General features: G+C 73.6%; 13 protein-coding genes. 7 read left to right on the top strand and 6 right to left on the bottom strand.

All coding sequences use genetic code 11. The annotated features are described in order from the left end of the window. Positions 1 to 74: 74 nt before the first annotated feature. The gene (gene manB, locus HZS56_RS13485) at positions 75 to 1,157 is read left to right on the top strand and encodes a mannose-1-phosphate guanylyltransferase (protein WP_216720937.1); all 1,083 of its coding nucleotides are present in this window, start codon (positions 75 to 77) and stop codon (positions 1,155 to 1,157) included. Positions 1,158 to 1,473: 316 nt separating this feature from the next. Here the strand turns inward: manB and HZS56_RS13480 are convergent, their stop codons facing one another. From HZS56_RS13480 to HZS56_RS13465, 4 genes are all read right to left on the bottom strand, one after another. Next, complete coding sequence (locus HZS56_RS13480; RefSeq protein WP_216720936.1) at positions 1,474 to 2,454, bottom strand: DNA-3-methyladenine glycosylase family protein; 981 nt, start codon at positions 2,452 to 2,454, stop codon at positions 1,474 to 1,476. 96 nt (positions 2,455 to 2,550) lie between these two features. Continuing rightward, positions 2,551 to 3,882: a coenzyme F420-0:L-glutamate ligase gene (locus HZS56_RS13475; RefSeq protein WP_216720935.1), complete on the bottom strand. Its 1,332-nt coding sequence runs from the start codon at positions 3,880 to 3,882 to the stop codon at positions 2,551 to 2,553. Continuing rightward, positions 3,879 to 4,838: a 2-phospho-L-lactate transferase gene (cofD, locus tag HZS56_RS13470; RefSeq protein ID WP_216720934.1), complete on the bottom strand. Its 960-nt coding sequence runs from the start codon at positions 4,836 to 4,838 to the stop codon at positions 3,879 to 3,881. Before cofD ends, HZS56_RS13475 begins: the two co-directional genes overlap by 4 nt. 144 nt (positions 4,839 to 4,982) lie before the next feature. Beyond that, a complete protein-coding gene (locus HZS56_RS13465; RefSeq protein ID WP_216720933.1) occupies positions 4,983 to 5,507 on the bottom strand; it encodes a cysteine dioxygenase in 525 nt (174 codons plus the stop codon). 709 nt (positions 5,508 to 6,216) lie between these two features. On the opposite strand from HZS56_RS13465, the gene HZS56_RS13460 reads away from it, so the two are divergent. From HZS56_RS13460 to HZS56_RS13450, 3 genes are all read left to right on the top strand, one after another. Then, positions 6,217 to 6,480 carry a WhiB family transcriptional regulator gene (locus HZS56_RS13460; RefSeq protein WP_003975777.1) on the top strand — a complete coding sequence of 88 codons (264 nt, stop codon included), beginning with the start codon at positions 6,217 to 6,219 and terminating at the stop codon, positions 6,478 to 6,480. A gap of 227 nt (positions 6,481 to 6,707) precedes the next feature. Further along, on the top strand, positions 6,708 to 10,604 hold the full coding sequence (locus tag HZS56_RS13455; RefSeq protein ID WP_216720932.1) for a glycosyltransferase family 2 protein: 3,897 nt from the start codon (positions 6,708 to 6,710) through the stop codon (positions 10,602 to 10,604). Beyond that, on the top strand, positions 10,601 to 12,145 hold the full coding sequence (locus HZS56_RS13450; RefSeq protein ID WP_216720931.1) for a DUF5719 family protein: 1,545 nt from the start codon (positions 10,601 to 10,603) through the stop codon (positions 12,143 to 12,145). Before HZS56_RS13455 ends, HZS56_RS13450 begins: the two co-directional genes overlap by 4 nt. 65 nt (positions 12,146 to 12,210) lie before the next feature. Here the strand turns inward: HZS56_RS13450 and HZS56_RS13445 are convergent, their stop codons facing one another. After that, positions 12,211 to 13,371 (bottom strand): pentapeptide repeat-containing protein, encoded by a 1,161-nt coding sequence (locus HZS56_RS13445; RefSeq protein ID WP_253914203.1) that lies wholly within the window; start codon positions 13,369 to 13,371, stop codon positions 12,211 to 12,213. A 204-nt stretch (positions 13,372 to 13,575) separates the two neighbouring features. Continuing rightward, positions 13,576 to 14,028, bottom strand: a complete 453-nt coding sequence (locus HZS56_RS13440; protein WP_216720981.1) for a metallopeptidase family protein — start codon at positions 14,026 to 14,028, stop codon at positions 13,576 to 13,578. Positions 14,029 to 14,323: 295 nt separating this feature from the next. On the opposite strand from HZS56_RS13440, the gene HZS56_RS13435 reads away from it, so the two are divergent. The 3 genes from HZS56_RS13435 to HZS56_RS13425 all read left to right on the top strand — a co-directional run bounded on the left by HZS56_RS13435 (position 14,324) and on the right by HZS56_RS13425 (position 18,021). Beyond that, the gene (locus HZS56_RS13435) at positions 14,324 to 14,746 is read left to right on the top strand and encodes a DUF3499 domain-containing protein (RefSeq protein ID WP_216720930.1); all 423 of its coding nucleotides are present in this window, start codon (positions 14,324 to 14,326) and stop codon (positions 14,744 to 14,746) included. A gap of 212 nt (positions 14,747 to 14,958) precedes the next feature. Then, on the top strand, positions 14,959 to 16,575 hold the full coding sequence (locus HZS56_RS13430; protein WP_216720980.1) for an L-lactate permease: 1,617 nt from the start codon (positions 14,959 to 14,961) through the stop codon (positions 16,573 to 16,575). 81 nt (positions 16,576 to 16,656) lie between these two features. Continuing rightward, the gene (locus HZS56_RS13425) at positions 16,657 to 18,021 is read left to right on the top strand and encodes a phosphomannomutase/phosphoglucomutase (RefSeq protein WP_216720929.1); all 1,365 of its coding nucleotides are present in this window, start codon (positions 16,657 to 16,659) and stop codon (positions 18,019 to 18,021) included. Positions 18,022 to 18,247 lie beyond the last annotated feature (226 nt).

Here is an 18,247-nt window from a genome sequence, read left to right as displayed (position 1 = left end):
GCCAAGGAACGGTCTGCATACACTGGCCGGCCGAAACACAGTTCGGCCGGTCCCGGCAGGAAGCAGAGACGACGGTGACAGAAGCGATCCTCCTGGTCGGCGGCAAGGGCACGCGGCTGCGACCGCTCACGGTGCACACGCCCAAGCCCATGGTCCGGGCGGCCGGGGTGCCGTTCCTCACCCACCAGCTGGCCCGCGCGAAGGCGGCGGGCGTCGAGCACATCGTGCTCGCGACGAGCTACCTGGCCGAGGTCTTCGAGCCGTACTTCGGTGACGGCGCCGCCCTCGGGCTGCACCTGGAGTACGTCACGGAGGAGGAGCCGCTCGGCACGGGCGGCGCGATCCGCAACGTGGCGTCCCGGCTGCACTCGGGCCCCGACGACCCGGTGCTGATCTTCAACGGCGACATCCTGACGGGCCTGGACATCGGCGCGCTGGTCCGCACCCACGGGACGACGGGCGCGGACGTCTCCCTGCACCTGACCAAGGTCACCGATCCCCGGGCGTACGGCCTGGTCCCCACCGACGACACGGGCAGGGTGCTGGCCTTCCTGGAGAAGCCCCAGACTCCCGAGGAGATCGTCACCGACCAGATCAACGCGGGGGCGTACGTCTTCCGCCGCTCGGTCATCGACACCATCCCGGCGGGGCGCCCCGTCTCGGTCGAGCGCGAGACCTTTCCCGAGCTCCTCGCCACCGGAGCCCACCTGCAGGGCATGGTCGACTCCACCTACTGGCTGGACCTGGGCACTCCGGCCGCCTTCGTCCGCGGCTCGGCCGACCTGGTGCTCGGCCGCGCCCCCTCCCCGGCCATACCGGGCCGCTGCGGCGACCGCCTGGTGCTGCCCACGGCCCAGGTAGCCGCCGACGCCAAGCTGGCCGGCGGCACGGTGGTCGGCGAGGGCGCCTTCGTGGCGGAGGGGGCGCGTGTCTTCGGCAGCACGATCCTGCCGGGCGCCGTCATCGAGCCCGGTGCCGTCATCACCGACTCCCTCATCGGCACCCGCGCCCGTGTCGGCACCCGCACGGTCCTCACCGACACGGTCATCGGCGACGGTGCGACCATCGGCGCCGACAACGAACTCCGCTCAGGCGCCCGCATCTGGTGCAACGCCCACATCCCCCCGGCAGCGCTCCGCTTCTCCTCGGACGCATAACAGTCCCGCAGACACATAACAATCCCGCGCCGCGCCGCAGCAGCGGGCCGTCGTACCGCATCGCAGCTCCGGGCTGTCGTGCCGTGCCGCAGCTCCGGGCCGTTGTGCCGCGCCGCTGCGGGCAGTCGTGCGGCTGGGCGGCACGGGTGGGCGCTGGGGTCACCTCCCAGGCCGTTCAGGCTCCGTTCAGGCACGGGGGAGGCACCCCGCCAGCGCCGGGCAGCGCGACCCATCCCCCGCCCAGCACCGACCCCGGGCCTCCTGCAACCCCCGGCCCCCTACTACGCCCCCCGCCACACACCCCACGCCCGCACACCTACAACCGCTCAATCCCCCGCGGAGCCATCCGCGGCGCCCGCCTTGCCGGCACCCGCCCGCTCAACAGCACCAGCCGGGCCGCCCGATGCCGCTGCCCCGCATACGGCTCGAGCAACCGCAGCATCTCGGCGTCATCGGCATACCGGTCCCCACCCAGCGCGAACCCCACGATCCCCGGCAGATGCAGATCCCCCACCGTCACCGCGTCCGGTGCCCCGTGACTGCGCTGTACGGTCTCCGCGGACGTCCACGGCCCCACCCCCGGCACGAGCTCCAGCCGCTCCTGCGCGGCCGCCGGTTCCATCCCCGCCGCCTCCTCCAGCCGCGCGGCGACCCGCACGGCCCGCAGGATCGTCGACGCCCGCTTGTTGTCCACCCCGGCCAGATGCCACTCCCAGGACGGGACCAGCGCCCACGTCCGGGCCGCCGGCATCACACACATCCGCGCGGGCGCCGGGCCCGGTGCCGGCTCCCCGAACTTTCGGACGAGCAGCCGCCACGCCTGGTACGCCTCCAGCGTCGTGACCTTCTGCTCCAGGACCGACGGGATCAGCGACTCCAGCACCAGCCCGGTCCGCGCCAGTCGCAGTCCCGGGCGCCGGTGCCGCGTCAGGGCCAGCAGCCGGTGCCGCGGCACGAACGCGGACGGGTCGTCGTCGGCGCCCAGCATCCGCGGCAACTGCTCCAGCAGCCACTGGGCTCCCGGCCCCCAGGCCTCGCCCCGTACCCCGTCGCCGTGCGCGGTGACCCGGAGCGTGCCCGGCCCCGTCGGCGTCCGGCTGGCCCGCCACACCGACCCGTCCGGTGTCGTCCGGAACGTCGGATCACCGGGCCCGCGCCGCAGCGGACCCAGTACGAGCCCCAGGTCCAGCGGCCCGTCCGGCACCCACACCCGTACCCGGCCCGGCGCGAACCCCTGCCGGGGCGTCCCGCCGCGCACGTCGGCGCGTGGGGGCCGGGGAGCGAAACGTCCTGCCACGAGTGAGGTCCTTGAGCGAAGCGAGCGGGAGAAGCCGGGAAGAAGAGAGGCCGAGGTCGGAAGAGCAGACAAGAGAACCCCTGCGAGGGTAAGACCTCACCGCACCTCGATGAACGCACCCGCATCCCGCTCGGGCCGGTCCTTCGGCTCCTCGGCCGGATGCCCGACCGCCACCGCTCCCATCGGGTCCCAGTCGTCCGGCAGCCCCAGCGTCTCCCGTACGACGTCGCGGCAGAACATCGTCGAGGACACCCACGCGGATCCGAGCCGTTCCCCGGCGAGCGCGACGAGCAGGTTCTGCACACCCGCGCCGGTGGCGACCACGAACATCTCCCGCTCGGCCGTGTCCCGCCGCGCGTCCCCGTACGTGTGCGACCCGTCCATGACCAGGCAGGGGACGACGAGGTAGGGCGCGTTGCGCAGGACGTCGCCGCGCCGGACGCGTTGGGCGACGGACTCCTCGCTCCTGCCGTCCCGCCGCAGGTCCGCGATCCAGGCGTCCCGCATCGCGTCGAGGAGCCGGGTGCGGGAGCCGGCCGACTCCAGGAGCACGAACCGCCACGGCGTGGTGTGGTGCGGCGCCGGCGCGGTCACGGCGGCTGCCACCGCCCGGCGTACGGCGCCGGGGTCGACCGGCTCGTCCGTGAAGGCCCGTACCGTACGCCGCTGGGTGACCGCCTGACGTACCGCCTCGGAGGTGCCCAGCCGGAACATGTCGCCGCGCGCGCCGCGCACCAGGGCCCGCGCGCCCTCGCCGTCGTCCTCGGCGACGGCTCGCGGCAGCCCGCGCACGACGGCGACGGGCAGCCCCGCCGCCTTGCCCTTGACGAGGTCACCGGCGGCGGCCAGTTCGTCGGCGGTGGCCACGACGGTGGCGCTCAGCGGATTGCCGTACGCGTCCGTACCGCCGCGCAGGTCGTCGAGGACGCGCACGCCCGCCGCGCCGATCGCCACGTCGGTGAGTCCCGCCCGCCAGGGCCTGCCGAAGGTGTCGGTGACGACCACGCCGACGTTGACGCCGAGCGCGTCGCGCAGTCCGGCACGGATGCCCCGCGCGGAGGCGTCCGGGTCCTCGGGGAGCAGCAGTACGGTCCCGGCCGGGGTGTTGGAGGCGTCGACACCGGCCGCGGCCATGACCAGGCCCTGGCGGTTCTCGACGATGCGCAGGGTGCCGCGCCGGGCCACCACCCGGACGGTCTCCGCGTCGATCGCGGCCTCCCGGTCGTCGGCCCGGACCACCCGGCCCTCGGCCTTCGACACGATCTTGGAGGTGACGAGGAGCACGTCCCCGTCGGCCAGCGCGGGCTCGGACGCCGCGATCAGCTTGGCCAGGTCGTCACCCGGCCGTACTTCGGGCAGGCCGGGCAGGGGCCAGACCCTGTACCCCTCCTGCGGGCCGGGGGCGCCGTCGCGCGTCGTGTCGCTCATGCCTCCCGTGCCTCCTCCGCCAGTGTCAGCGCCTCCCGGGCCATCTGCGCCGTCGCGTCGAGATCGGTCATCATCAGCGGTACGGCGCGGCAGAGGATGCCGGCCGCCTTCACGCGCGTGACGGCGGCCGCGTCGACCGTGTCGACCAGCCAGCCGTCGAGCAGGCCCGAGCCGTAGTGCTCGGCGACCGCGGCGGCGGAGGACTCCACGCCGACGGCGGCGAGCACCTTGTCGGCCATCCCGCGCACGGGCGCGTCGCCGACGATGGGGGAGAGGCCCACCACCGGCACCCCGGCGTCGGCGATCGCCTCCCGGATGCCGGGCACGGCGAGGATCGTGCCGACGGAGACGACCGGGTTGGAGGGCGGGAAGAGGATGACGTCCGCCTCGCCGATGGCCTCCAGGACCCCCGGTGCCGGCTCGGCCTGCTCGGCCCCGACCGGCACGACCGCCTCGGCGGGCACGGAGGCCCGCAGCCGTACCCAGTACTCCTGGAAGTGGACCGCCTTGCGCTCCCCGTCCAGCTCGACGGCGACGTGGGTCTCCACGCGGTCGTCGGTCATCGGGATGAGGCGCACCCCGGGCTTCCAGCGGTCGCACAGCGCCTCGGTCACGGCGCTGAGCGGAAAGCCCGCGGTGATCATCTGGGTCCGCACGATGTGCGTGGCGAAGTCGCGGTCGCCGAGGCCGAACCACTCGGGTCCGACACCGTACGCCGCGAGCTCCTCCTTGAGGTGGAAGGACTCGTCGGACCGCCCCCAGCCCTGCTCCTCGTTGATGCCGCCGCCGAGCGTGTACATCACCGTGTCGAGGTCCGGGCAGACCTTCAGCCCGAAGAGGTGGATGTCGTCCCCGGTGTTGCCGATGACCGTGATGTCCGCGTCCGGCGCGGCCTGCTTCAGACCGCGCAGGAACCGGGCACCGCCGATGCCGCCTGCCAGAACCACAATGCGCATGGCCCCAGTCTTGCAGGCGGGTACGACAGTGCGTCAGCCAGTCGCCGGTGCGTCAGCCGTCCGCCGGTGCGTCAGCCGTCCCCGGTACGTCGGACAGCCGTCCCCGGTACGTCGGACAGCCGTCCCCGGTACGTCGGACAGCCGTCACCGTGCCGGTGCGGCGTCGGCGTCCGTGCCGGTGTCCTGCGCCGCGGCGGCCGTGCACTGCGGGGAGTGCATGGGCATCTCGGTCAGCCCCGGGTAGTAGACGTGCAGGCTGACCGCGGGCTCCAGCGTGTCGTTGACCACCTCGTGCACGTACCCCGGGGCGAACACACGCTGCGTGCCGGCGCGCAACGCGCGCGTGCCGCGTGCCGTGCGCTCGGTGAGGGTGCCGTCCAGGACCGTCCACACCCCGGAGGAGGGACCGTGGCCGTGGCGTCCGCTGCCCTGGCCCGGTACCCAGGACAGCAGCCAGACCTCGTAGCCGGGGCCGGTGCGCAGCCGGTGGTACCAGCGTGTCGTCGCGTCGTAGCGGACGAGGTGTTCCCACTCGGCGCGGTCGGCGGCCAGGGAGCGGGCCAGGCCCGCGAACTCGGCGACGGTGACCGGGTGCTCGCGCGGAGCCTGCAGCAGGTGGGGTACTTCGAGGATGTCGCCGGCGATCTGGAGATCGCTGTCGCTGTTCATGGATGCGGTGGTTCCTCGGCGGAAGAGTGCGTGGAGCGGAACGGATGACCGGAACGCCCTGGTGGGGCGGGAACGCAGGTGTCGAGTCGTATGGACTCGGGAGCCGAGTCGCGAGGGACTCGTGGACAGCCGGAGCGCGGGTCGGCTCAACAGCTGGAACAGCGGCAACAGCTACAGCGAGCGCGGGCAGCACCGTGGGACCCGGCGGGGCGGGTCGAGGTGAGCACCAAGTTCGCGAGCATGCCCACAAGGACAGCGGTTCACACCTGCACTGTCAACTCGATGCCCGTTATGTGGGACATGTTTCACCTCATCCGGTTCATGTCGCGGGCGAAAGGTTTGCTCAATCGGGTTCCGGGACACATGGCGCACAAGCCGGGCGCGCAACCCCTGTTGTGATCCCGTGATGCGAATGTGATCAGGTTCGCTTCGGCGTGTGTATCGGAACGGGGTCGAACACCCGGGCGTCTTCCCTGATGCGTGCATCGCTCGGGCCGGGTGCCTCGATGGGCCATATGGGGATGTCAAGGTTTATGGCGATTTGAACACTTTCCGCATTGCCTTGGTTCCGCAGAGTGAATAAGGGGCCCAATAGCAGATCCCGGCTTGACTCGCCCGGAGCAGCACACTTGTAATTTCACTCGTGTCGTTCAGCCGGAATCGATAACGGCTGGATCACGGGGACGCGAAAGACAGACGAGGGGCGCACATGACCGAGCTGGTGCAGCAACTGCTGGTCGACGACGCGGACGAGGAGCTCGGCTGGCAGGAGCGCGCACTGTGCGCCCAGACCGACCCCGAGTCCTTCTTCCCCGAGAAGGGCGGCTCCACGCGCGAGGCCAAGAAGGTCTGCCTCGCCTGCGAGGTCCGCTCCGAATGCCTCGAGTACGCCCTGGCCAATGACGAGCGCTTCGGCATCTGGGGCGGCCTGTCCGAACGGGAACGCCGCCGACTGAAGAAGGCCGCGGTCTGACGCACCGGGGCCGGCCGCGCGGTCCGACCACGCCCAGTCCGGACGGGGACTGACGCAGCGGCAGAAACGACTCGAACTGCGGGAACGGCCCGTCGCCGGTGGCTTGTCCACAGGCGGCGGGCCGCCTTGCTGCCCAGCCGATAGTGTGGGCGCTCGTCCGAGACGCCCGCCCTCCCCAACAGGCACGGGTGTCCACCGCAGTCCACCGAACCGGGGCCCGTACCTCGATGTCCGTGCAGAGTCACACGGCAGCACAGCAAGACCTCGCTGCCACACCTGAGTTCCCGCGTCACGTCGTGACCGCGGTCCTCGTCGCCCACGACGGCGCCCGCTGGCTGCCCGACGCGCTCACCGGGCTGCTCGGCCAGGAGCGCCCCGTCCAGTACGCCGTGGCCGCCGACACCGGCAGCGCCGACGACTCCGCCCGCCTGGTCGGCGACGCCCTGGGCCACGACCACGTGCTCCACCTCGCCCGGCGCACCGGCTTCGGCCAGGCCGTCGAGGAGGCCGCCCGCAGCGCCCCCCTCCTCACCCCGGAGGACCTGCCGTACCTGAAGCGGCCCAGCGGCTGGGACCCCGTCACCCGCAGCTGGCGCGACGACGCCTACGACCTGCCGGAGCTTCCCCACGGAGAGCCGGTCCAGTGGCTGTGGCTCCTGCACGACGACTGCGCCCCCGAGCCGGAGGCCCTGGCCCAGCTGCTGCGCGTCGTGGACAACGAGTACGAACTCGGCCGCGACGACGTCGCCGCGGTCGGTCCCAAACTCCGCGGCTGGTACGACCGCAGGCAACTGCTCGAGGTCGGCGTCTCCATCGCCAACTCCGGCCGCCGCTGGACCGGCCTGGACCGCCGCGAGCAGGACCAGGGCCAGCACGACCACGTCCGGTCCGTCCTGTCGGTGTCCACCGCCGGCATGCTGATCCGGCGTGACGTCTTCGAGCGGCTCGGCGGGTTCGACCGCCGGCTGCCCCTGATGCGCGACGACGTCGACCTGTGCTGGCGCGCCCACGCCGCCGGACTCCGGGTCCTCGTCGCCCCCGAGGCGGTCGTCCGCCACGCCGAGGCCGCCTCCCGCGAGCGCCGCGCCGTCGACTGCGCGGGCCGCACCACCGCGTCCCCGCACAAGGTGGACAAGGCCGGCGCCGTCCACACCCTCCTCGTCAACGTCCGTACGGCCGCCCTGCCGTGGGTGCTGCTGCGCATCGTCCTCGGTACCCTCCTGCGGACCCTCGCCTACCTCGTCGGCAAGGTTCCCGGCCAGGCGCTCGACGAGATCCGGGGCCTGCTGAGCGTGCTGCTGCGCCCCGAACGCGTCATCGCCGGACGGCGCGAACGCGGCCGGCCACAGGTCGAGAAGGACGAACTGCGCCCCCTGTTCCCGCCCCCGGGCGCGACCGTCCGCGCCACCGTCGAGCAGGTCGCGGGCGACCTCTTCGGCGGCTCCGAGGCCGAGGCGGCCGCGGGCGCCGGACGGCACGGCGGCGGCATCGAGTCCGGACCCGGCGGCGACGACGCCGACTTCCTGGAGATCGAGCAGTTCGCCCGGCTCAAGCGCATCGCCCGCAAGCCCGGCCCGGTGCTCTTCCTGGTGCTCCTGCTGGTCTCCCTGGCCGCCTGCCGCGCGCTCCTCGGCGGCGGTGCCCTGGCGGGCGGCGCGCTGCTGCCCGCCCCGGCCGGCGCCGGCGAGCTGTGGTCGCGGTACGCGGACACCTGGCACGCCGTCGGCACCGGCGGCACCGCCTCCGCACCGCCCTACCTCGCGATCGTCGCGGCGCTGGCCTCCGTGCTCCTCGGCTCGACCGGAGTCGCCGTCACCCTGCTGCTGGTCTGCTCGGTGCCGCTCGCCGGTGTCACGGCGTACTTCGCCTCCCGCCCCCTCGTCACCTCCCGGCTGCTGCGCGCCTGGGCGGCCGTGGCCTACGCCTTCCTGCCCGCCGCCACCGGGGCACTCGCCGGCGGCCGCATCGGCACCGCCGTCCTCGCCGTACTGCTGCCGCTCGTCGCGCGCGCGGGCGTCGCCGCGGCGGGCCTCACCAGCACGTCCGGCGCCCGCGGCAGCTGGCGCGCCACCTGGGCGTACGCGCTGCTGCTGACGATCACCACCGCCTTCACACCCGTCGTCTGGCCGGCCGCCCTGGTCCTCGGCCTCGCGGTGCTGGCCCTGCGCCGCGGCGAGATCACGGCCTACGGGCTGCGCTTCCTCGCCCAGCTGGGCACGCCGCTGCTGCTGCTCGCCCCCTGGTCGCTGTCGCTGCTGCCGTTCGGCTTCTTCGACGAGGCCGGCCTGGAGTACGGCGCCTCGGCCGCCTCCGCCCTCGACCTGCTCGGCACCAGCCCCGGCGGTCCCGGCACGGTCGGCGGACTGGTCCTCATCGGCTTCGTGCTCGCCGCGCTGGCCGCCCTGCTGCGCTCCGAACGCCAGCAGGCCGTCCGGACGGCCTGGGCCGTCGCCCTGGTCGGCCTGGTCCTCGCGGTCCTCGCCAACCAGTCCGCCTGGGCCGGTCCCGCCACCCTCGTCTACGGCATCGCCCTGCTGGCCGCCGCGACCCTCGGCGCCGACGGCGCCCGCTCGCGCGTGGCCGAGCAGAGCTTCGGCTGGCGGCAGCCCGTCGCCGTCCTCATCGCCCTCGCCTCGGCCGTCGGCCCGCTGATCGCCGCCGCCGGCTGGGTGATCGGGGGCGCCGACGGACCGGTGGAGCGCCGCGACCCCGTCCAGGTGCCCGCGTTCGTCGCCGAGGAGAGCCGCACCCGCGACCAGGCCCGCACCCTGGTCCTCGACAGCGACTCGGCCGCCCACGTGAGCTACATGCTGGTCCGCGGTTCCGGCGCCCGCCTCGGCGACGGCGAACTGGCCGACGGCGGTGGCAACGAAGCGCTCGACAAGACCGTCGCCAACCTCGTCGCCGGTTCCGGTGCCGACCAGGCCGACCAGCTCGGCGGCTACGCCGTGCGCTACGTGCTCGTGCACAAGGGCGCGCCCCGCGAGGTCACCCGCGTCCTGGACGCCACACCCGGCCTGAGCCGCCTCAGCCAGCAGGACGGCAGCGGCCTCTGGCGGGTCGACCAGGAGGTCGCCCGCGCGACCATCGTGTCCGGCGAAGGGACCGGGGAGGACTCCGGCGACTCCGGCGAGCAGTCCGGTGGGACGTCCGCCGCCGGTGAGCCGCAGCCGGTGGCGGCCGGCCCGGTGGAGATCCACACCGACATCGACGGGGGCGCGGACGGCCGCGTGCTGCGCCTGGCCGACACCGCCGCCGAGGGCTGGACGGCCACCCTGGACGGCAAGCCGCTCACCCGCACCACGGTCGACGGCTGGGCCCAGGGCTTCGAACTGCCCGCTTCCGGCGGTCGGCTGGACGTCACCTACGAGGACCCGTTCACCCACACCGCCTGGTTGTGGGCCCAGGGCCTCCTCGCCGTCGTCCTGGTCGTCCTCGCGCTGCCCGGCCGTCGCCGCGACGTCGACGACGACCTGCCCGACGAGCAGCTCGTGCCCGCCGAGGCCCTGGAGGGCGACGGACGCCGGGCGCGGCGACTGCGCGCCCAGGCCGAGGCGGAGGCCGCGGCGGCCGAGGCCGGGACGGACAGCGCGGCCGGCCCCGAGCCCGCGTCCGACCTGCCGGACGCAGCCGACACCTTCGAGGCACCCGACGCACCCGACACCTTCGGCGTGCCGGACGGTGCGCCCGCGACGCCGGAGGCGCCCCGGCCCCCCGCGGAGCCACCCGCGCCCGTGCCGCAGCAGCCCGCGTACGGAGCCTGGGACCAGGCGGAGTACGCGGGCGCCGAGTACGGCTCGTACGACGCCGGGCAGTACCAGGGCGCCCAGCAGCAGTACGACCCGGCCGCCTACGGGCAGCAGGCGCCGTACCAGGGGGAGTACCAGGGCGCCCCGTACCAGCCGGGCGCCTACCAGGGCGGCCAGGACACCCAGTACCAGACGGGCCAGTACGACCCGTACGCATACGGCGGCCAGGCCCCCGCCCAGGAGGGCGGATACGACCCCGCCTACGACCAGGCGTACGGCCGGGGCGGATACGACACGCCGTACGACCCTGCCCAGCCCCAGCCCCAGCACCCCCACGGCACGGGCAGTGAGCGTCCCGACGGGAGCCAGCAGTGAAGCGCACGACCCTGTCCCTGATCGCCTGCGCGACCGCGCTCGCCGCCGTCACCGGGTTCGCGACGGTGTCCGCCCCGGACGACTCCGGCACGGACACCGCCGCGCCGGCCGCCCGGCTGCCCGTGGAGCGCACCAGCCTGCTCTGCCCGGCGCCCAGCACCTCCGACCTCGCCGAGACCGCGTACACCTCCTTCACGCCCGTCACCGAGGGCGCCGAGGAGAAGGGCAGCGCCGAACTCGCGACGGCGAAGCAGAATGAGGCCGCCGAGGACAGCGGTGGCGGGGGGAAGTCCGACGACAAGGGCGACAACGACGACAAGGGCGACAAGGGCAAGAGCAAGGAGAAGGAGAAGCCGGTCCTCGAGCCAGGGAAGCCCGGTACGCCGGCCGCCGGAAAGGCCTCCGGTTCCGACGCGCCCGCGCTGATCGGCACCGCGGAGGGGAGCCACGCGCCCGGCTGGACGGTCCAGCAGACCACGGAGGTCGCCGCCGGAACGGGCCGCGGACTCCAGGGCGTCAACTGCGCGGCCCCGGACACGGAGTTCTGGTTCCCGGGCGCCAGCACCGCGAGCGGCCGCACCGACTACGTCCACCTGACCAACCCGGACGACTCGGCGGCCGTCGTCGACATCGAGCTGTACGGCAAGGACGGGGACCTCAAGTCCACGGTGGGAGAGGGCGTCACGGTGCCGCCGCACGCCAGTGAGTCCCTGCTGCTCTCCACGCTCAGCGACGTGGAGGAGACCGACCTGACCGTGCACGTCGGTGTGCGCAGCGGCCGGGTCGGGGCCGCGGTGCAGGCACTGGACGACAAGACCGGCGGCGACTGGCTGACCGCGGCCGCGGATCCGGCGGGCGAACTGGTCCTGCCGGGCATTCCGAAGGACGCCACCGCCGTGCGCCTGGTGCTCTTCACGCCCGGGGGCACCGACGCCGACCTGAAGGTGCGGCTCGCTTCTCCGTCCGGCCTGATCACGCCCGCGGGGCACGAGACGGTGCACGTCAAGGCCGGCATGACCACGGGCGTCGACCTCGGCGAGGTCACGCGCGGGGAGGCGGGTTCGCTGGTGCTGACGCCGACGGACCAGGCGGTGCCGGTCGTGGCGGCGGTCCGGGTCGTGCGGGGCAAGGGGGACGGGCAGGAGTCGGCGTTCGTCCCGGCCACCGACCCGGTCGGCGCGCGCGCCACGGCCGCCGACAACCGCGCCAAGAGCACCACCCTGTCCCTGGTCGCGCCCGGTGAGGCGGCGAAGGTCAAGGTCACGGCGTCGGCGGGTACCGAGGGCGGTACGACGGCGACCAAGACGTACACGGTCAAGGGCGGTACGACGCAGAACGTCGACGCGCCGGTCCCCGCCGGTCTCAAGGGGAGCTACGCGCTGACGGTCGAGACCGTCTCCGGCGGCCCGGTCCACGCGTCCCGCACCCTGACCGGGTCGGACGACGACGTGGCGTCCTTCACCGTCCAGACCCTGCCCGACGACGGCGGGACGGTCTCGGTGCCGCGGGCGGACGAGGACCTGTCGGTGCTCCAGCGGTAGGGGCGGCGAGACTGCGGAACGGCGGCGGGGTGCACGGCCCCCGCCGACCGGCGAGGGCGGGCCGATCAGGGACTGGACCGCAGCGGCGGCGCCTCCCAGGTCATTCCGGGCGGCTGGAGCAGGCTCGGGGGCTCGGGGCCGGGGTCCTCGGTGTCGACGACTCCGGCGGCCGTGGGGTCGAAGCCGGCGGGCCAGCGGGTGCGCTCACTGGCGAGGGCGCCGGTCAGGCGCGCTTCGACCAGGTCGGCGGTGCTCAGGTCGGTGCCGCGCAGGTCGGCCAGGCGGAGGTCGGCGCGGTGGAAGACCGCGCCGTGGGCGGTGGCCTTGCGCAGGTTCGCCTCGCGCAGGTCGGTCTCGGTGAAGTCGGCGTCACGCAAGTCGGTTTCGACGAGCTTCGCGGCCCGCAGGTCGGCCAGAACGCAGCGGGCCCGGCGGAGAACCGCGGTCGTGAGGTCGGCGTGCCGCAGGTTGACCGAGACCATGGACGCCTGGGTCAGATTGGCGCGGTACAGGCCCGCCGCCTCCATGCAGGCGCGGTCGAAGTTGACCTCGGGGAACCACAGTCCGTCGCAGTCGGCCCGGCGCAGGTCGGTGATGCTGAGATTGACCCAGGACTCCTCCCGGTGCCGGCACAGCACGCCGAGCGCGGTCAGCGCCACCTGGGTGTCGGCGGCGCGGGTCTCCAGGGGCGCGACGTCGTTGATGGGCACGTCCGCCGCCGGTGCCTCCGGACCGTCGGGCGGCCAGGGCAGGTGTGTACGCAGATACGCGGCCTGGATGGAGATGATGGCCTCCCGGTCGCGGGCGGACTGCTCCGCGATCCGCCACAGCGCGTGCAACCCGCCGATGCGCACATCCAGCTTGTCGCTGCCGAGCTGGTCGACGGCCCGGCTGAACCGGTCGGTGACGTAGCCCTCCTGGGTGGCGCGCAATCCGTCCTGGCTCACCCGCAGTTGCCGCCAGGTGGCGTACGCGCCGAACAGCACGACCAGGCCGCCGACCACCTGCAGGAGCGTCGTACGGACATCGTTCACCGCTGTCAGCCGGTCCTGCGCGGCGACGTGCGCCCCGGCGAGGTCGTGGTCGACCACCACTCCCGGCAGTACGACGAACACGGTGCCCAGAACGGCCAGCCCCGCCACGGTCAGCAGACCCGCGGCCGCCCGACGCCTGACCGGCCCGTCGAGCCATGCCCGCCGTCCGCGGACCGGTCCCCCCGTCTCCATGGGCATGAGAGCCTAGGCGCCGCTCATATGACGATCAAGAGCGCTGTGCCTGACGCGACGCCGCCGTGCGACAGCGCTGTGCCCACGCGACGCCGGCACGCGCGACGCGTACGGGCGCTTACGGGACCGCCTCGCGCCGGGGACTGCCTCCCGCCGGGGGCATCTCCTGCCCGGGTCCGTCCCGTGGCGCCCCCGTCCTCCCGCTCAGTCCTCCCCGTACCGGGGGTCGACCGTTTCCGGCGTCAGCCCCAGCAGCTCCGCGACCTGCTCCACGACGACCTCGTGCACGAGCGCCGCCCGCTCGTCGCGTCCCTTGGTCCGGATCTCGACCGGTCGCCGGTACACCACCACGCGCCCCCGCCGCCCGTCGCGCGAGGGCACCGTGCCGCCCAGCGGGACGGTCTCGTCGGACCACAGCTCCCCGGGCCCGTCCAGCCGGGGCACGTCGAGCACGAGGAAATCGATGTCGGCGAGCTGCGGCCACCGTCGTTCCAGGCGCTCCACGGAGTCCTGCACCAGGTCCGCGAACACCTCGCCGCGGCTCGCGGCGAGCGGCACCTGCGGGGGAGCCACCGGGCCGCGCATGCCCCGACCGTGGCGGTCACGACGGCGGGGCCCCGGGCGGCCGGCATCACGGGGCGTCACGGGGTTGTCCATCACCGCTGAAGGGTAGTCCCCGCCGAGGTCGTGCGCCCGACCGCACACGCATCCCGGACGGTGTCGCGGCCCCCGGGCGCGGCCTGTCGTCGGATGACCATTCCAGCCAAGGTTGGGCTCAATTCCGTATCTCTCCGCGACCGTGGGACTCAAGGCAAATGTCGCTGTTTGTGTCGGGTCGTGACCGCCCCGAAGGGGGTCCGACCGCCCGGAAAACCGTGTCCGTGCAGGTCAGGAGAGGGTGTCGGTAGGGGGCGGGGGATCGTTTCACGCCACGACACGGTGGTGTGACGCGGTGGAGAGTCGTCGCGGCCCGCTCAAGAGTGCGGTACCGTCCAACATCGTGAGCCCTGTACGTCGCTGTTCGCGCACCGCCTGCGGCCGTCCCGCCGTCGCGACGCTGACGTACGTCTACGCCGACTCGACCGCGGTCCTCGGCCCGCTCGCCACCTACGCCGAACCCCACTGCTACGACCTGTGCGCCGAGCACTCCGAGCGCCTCACCGCCCCGCGCGGCTGGGAGGTCGTCCGCCTGCTCGACGGCTCCGCCCCGGCCCGCCCCAGCGGTGACGACCTGGAGGCGCTGGCCAACGCGGTCCGCGAGGCGGCCCGGCCCCAGGAGCGGACGGCCGAGGCGGGCGGCGGCGGCCGGACGGCCGACCCGATGGAGGTCGCGCGCCGCGGCCACCTGCGAGTGCTCCGCTCGCCGGACAACTGAGCCGGTAGCCCAGGCAGCCCGTACATCCCCCGGACCCCTTCGCCGCTCGCCCGCTCGCACCTGTGGGGCGGTCGCCCCTGTAGGGCGGTCGCCCCCTTCCCCGTGAGCCACATCCGTTGCTGCACACCCATTGACGTCGCGTTGTCGCGGACACGACCATTCCGGGAGCCGCGAGAAATCGCTTTCACATGGCGGAATCCGGGGAGGCGCCCGTGTACGTGCAGGAACTGGAACCCGTCGCCGGTTCGCTCGGCCTGTCCGCCGCGGTGGCGGCCCTGCCCCTGGTGATCGTCCTCGTCCTGCTGGGCGGAGTCCGCATGAAGGCCCACCTGGCGGGCCTCATCGGCCTCCTGGCGGCCGTGCTCGTCGCCTGGCTCGCCTACGGCATGCCCCTGGACCAGACGGCCTCCAGTGCGGTCCAGGGAGCGGTCTTCGGCCTCTTCCCCATCCTGTGGATCGTCGTGAACGCGCTGTGGGTCTACCGGATGACCGTCCGCACCCGGCACTTCGACATCCTGCGCCGTTCCTTCGGCCGGCTCTCCGACGACCCGCGCATCCAGGCGCTCGTCGTCGCCTTCTGCTTCGGTGCCCTGCTGGAAGCGCTTGCCGGTTTCGGTGCCCCCGTGGCCATCTGCTCCGTCATGCTCGTCGCCCTCGGCTTTGACCCCGTACGTGCCGCCGTCGTCTCCCTGGTCGCCAACACCGCGCCGGTCGCCTTCGGCGCGATGGGCACCCCCGTGGTGACACTGGCCCAGGTCACGGGGCTGCCCCTGGACGACGTCGCCTCCGTGGTGGGCCGCCAGACGCCCCTGCTCGCCCTCGTCGTACCGCTGCTCCTCGTCGCCCTGGTGGACGGGCGACGCGGGCTGCGCGAGACCTGGATCCCGGCGCTGGTCTGCGGGGTCGCCTTCGCCGTTGCCCAGTTCATCGCCTCCAACCACGTCTCCGCCCAGCTCGCCGACATCGCCGCCGCGCTGGTCGGCGCCGGCGCCCTCGTCGCCGTACCGCGCTCCCGCCGTCCCGCCGCCGAGCCCGTACGGGCGGCCGTCCTGACCGGCGTACGCAGCGAGGAACTCGACGAGCAGGACTCCCCGCGCGAGGTGGTGCGCGCCTATGCGCCGTACGCGCTGATCGTCGCCGTCTTCTCCGTGGCGCAGATCCCGGCGGTCAAGGACTGGCTGGCGAAGGCCACGCAGTCCTACGACTGGCCGTTCCTGGACGTGGTCGACCCCGAGGGCACTCCGGTCGGCGGCAACGTCTTCTCCTGGCCGATCGTCTCGACCGGCGGGACCCTCGTGCTGTTCGCCGGACTCGCCACGGCCGCCGTTCTCGGCGTGCACGCGCGCGTGGCGGTCAAGGAGTGGCTCGCGACCGTGCACGAACTGCGGTACGCGATCCTCACCGTCACCTCGGTCCTCGCTCTCGCCTATGTCATGAACCTATCCGGCCAGGCCGCCACCATCGGCCACTTCGTGGCGGCCGCGGGCGCCGGGCTCGCCTTCCTCTCCCCGGTGCTCGGCTGGTTCGGCGTCGCGGTCTCCGGCTCGGACACCTCCGCCAACGCGCTCTTCGGCGCCCTCCAGGTGACCGCCGCGCGGGAGTCGGGTCTGTCGCCGGAGCTGCTGGCCGCCGCCAACAGCTCCGGCGGCGTCCTCGGCAAGATGATCTCCCCGCAGAACCTGACCATCGCCTGCGCCGCCGTCGGGCTCGCGGGCCGCGAGGGCGACCTGCTGCGCAAGGTGCTCCCCTGGAGCCTCGGCCTGCTGCTCGTCATGTGCCTGATCGTGGTCGGGCAGTCCACGGTGGTCCTGGGCTGGATGCTGCCCTGACCTCCGGGAACCGTCCGGGCGGTCCGTCGGTCCTCACGGGGTAGTTTGTGGGGCCCGACAGGACTTTCAGGAAGGTTGGCCGTGGCTGCTGATCTGTCGCAGATCGTGAAGGCGTACGACGTGCGCGGTGTCGTTCCGGACCAGTGGGACGAGTCGCTGGCCGAACTGTTCGGCGCGGCCTTCGCCGAACTGACCGGCGCGGACGCCGTCGTGGTCGGCCACGACATGCGGCCCTCGTCCCCGGGCCTGTCCGCGGCCTTCGCGCGGGGAGCCGCGGCCCGCGGCGCCGACGTGACCGAGATCGGCCTGTGCTCCACCGACCAGCTGTACTACGCCTCCGGCGCCCTGGACCTGCCGGGCGCCATGTTCACGGCCTCGCACAACCCGGCGCAGTACAACGGGATCAAGCTGTGCCGCGCGGGTGCCGCGCCGGTCGGCCAGGACACGGGCCTCGCCGAGATCCGCGCCACGGTGGAGCGCTGGAGCGACTCCGGTGCCCCGGAGCCCTCGTCCCGCCCGGGCACCGTCACCCGGCGCGACACGCTCACCGACTACGCGGCCCACCTGCGCTCCCTCGTCGACCTCACCGCCGTCCGCCCCCTCAAGGTCGTCGTGGACGCGGGCAACGGCATGGGCGGCCACACGGTCCCCACGGTCTTCGCCGGTCTGCCCCTCGACCTCGTGCCGATGTACTTCGAGCTGGACGGCACCTTCCCCCACCACGAGGCCAACCCGCTGGACCCGGCCAACCTCGTCGACCTCCAGCAGCGCGTCCGCGCGGAGGGCGCCGACCTCGGCCTCGCCTTCGACGGCGACGCCGACCGATGCTTCGTCGTCGACCAGAACGGCGACCCGGTCTCCCCGTCCGCGGTCACCGCCCTGGTGGCCGCCCGCGAACTGGCCCGCAACGGCGGTACCGGCACGGTCATCCACAACCTGATCACCTCCTGGTCCGTCCCGGAGGTCGTGCGCGAGAACGGCGGCACACCGGCACGCACGCGCGTGGGGCACTCCTTCATCAAGGCCGAAATGGCCAAAAGCGGCGCCATCTTCGGCGGCGAGCACTCCGCGCACTACTACTTCCGCGACTTCTGGAACGCCGACACCGGCATGCTGGCGGCCCTCCACGTCCTCGCCGCCCTGGGCGAACAGGACGGCCCGCTGTCCGCCCTGGTCGCCGAGTACGACCGCTACACCGGCTCCGGCGAGATCAACTCCACGGTCGCCGACCAGCAGGGCCGCCTCGCCGCGATCCGGGCCGCGTACGAGGGCCGTGACGACGTCACCGTGGACGACCTGGACGGCGTCACCGTCCAGGCGGCCGACTGGTGGTTCAACGTCCGCCCCTCCAACACCGAGCCCCTGCTCCGCCTGAACGCGGAGGCCCGCGACGAGGCCACGATGACCAAGATCCGCGACGAGGCCCTGACCATCATCCGCGCCTGACCCGCCCCGACCGCGCCGCTGGGGGCAGTCGTGCCTCCAGTGCTGAAGCCCTGGGAGGTACCCCCAGGGCCTGGGAGGCACCCCCAGGGCGGCACGGGTGGGCGCTGGGGTACCTCCCAGGCCGTTCAGGCACCGTTCAGGTACTGGGGGAGGCACCCCGCCGGCGCCGGGCAGCGCGACCCACCCCCGCCCGGCGGGGGTGCCGGGCGCGATCCCAGCGTCCCCG

Source organism: Streptomyces mayonensis, assembly GCF_018982965.1.
GTDB classification, from domain to species: Bacteria; Actinomycetota; Actinomycetes; order Streptomycetales; family Streptomycetaceae; genus Streptomyces; species Streptomyces mayonensis.
This window is presented reverse-complemented; position numbering and strand designations above follow the sequence as displayed.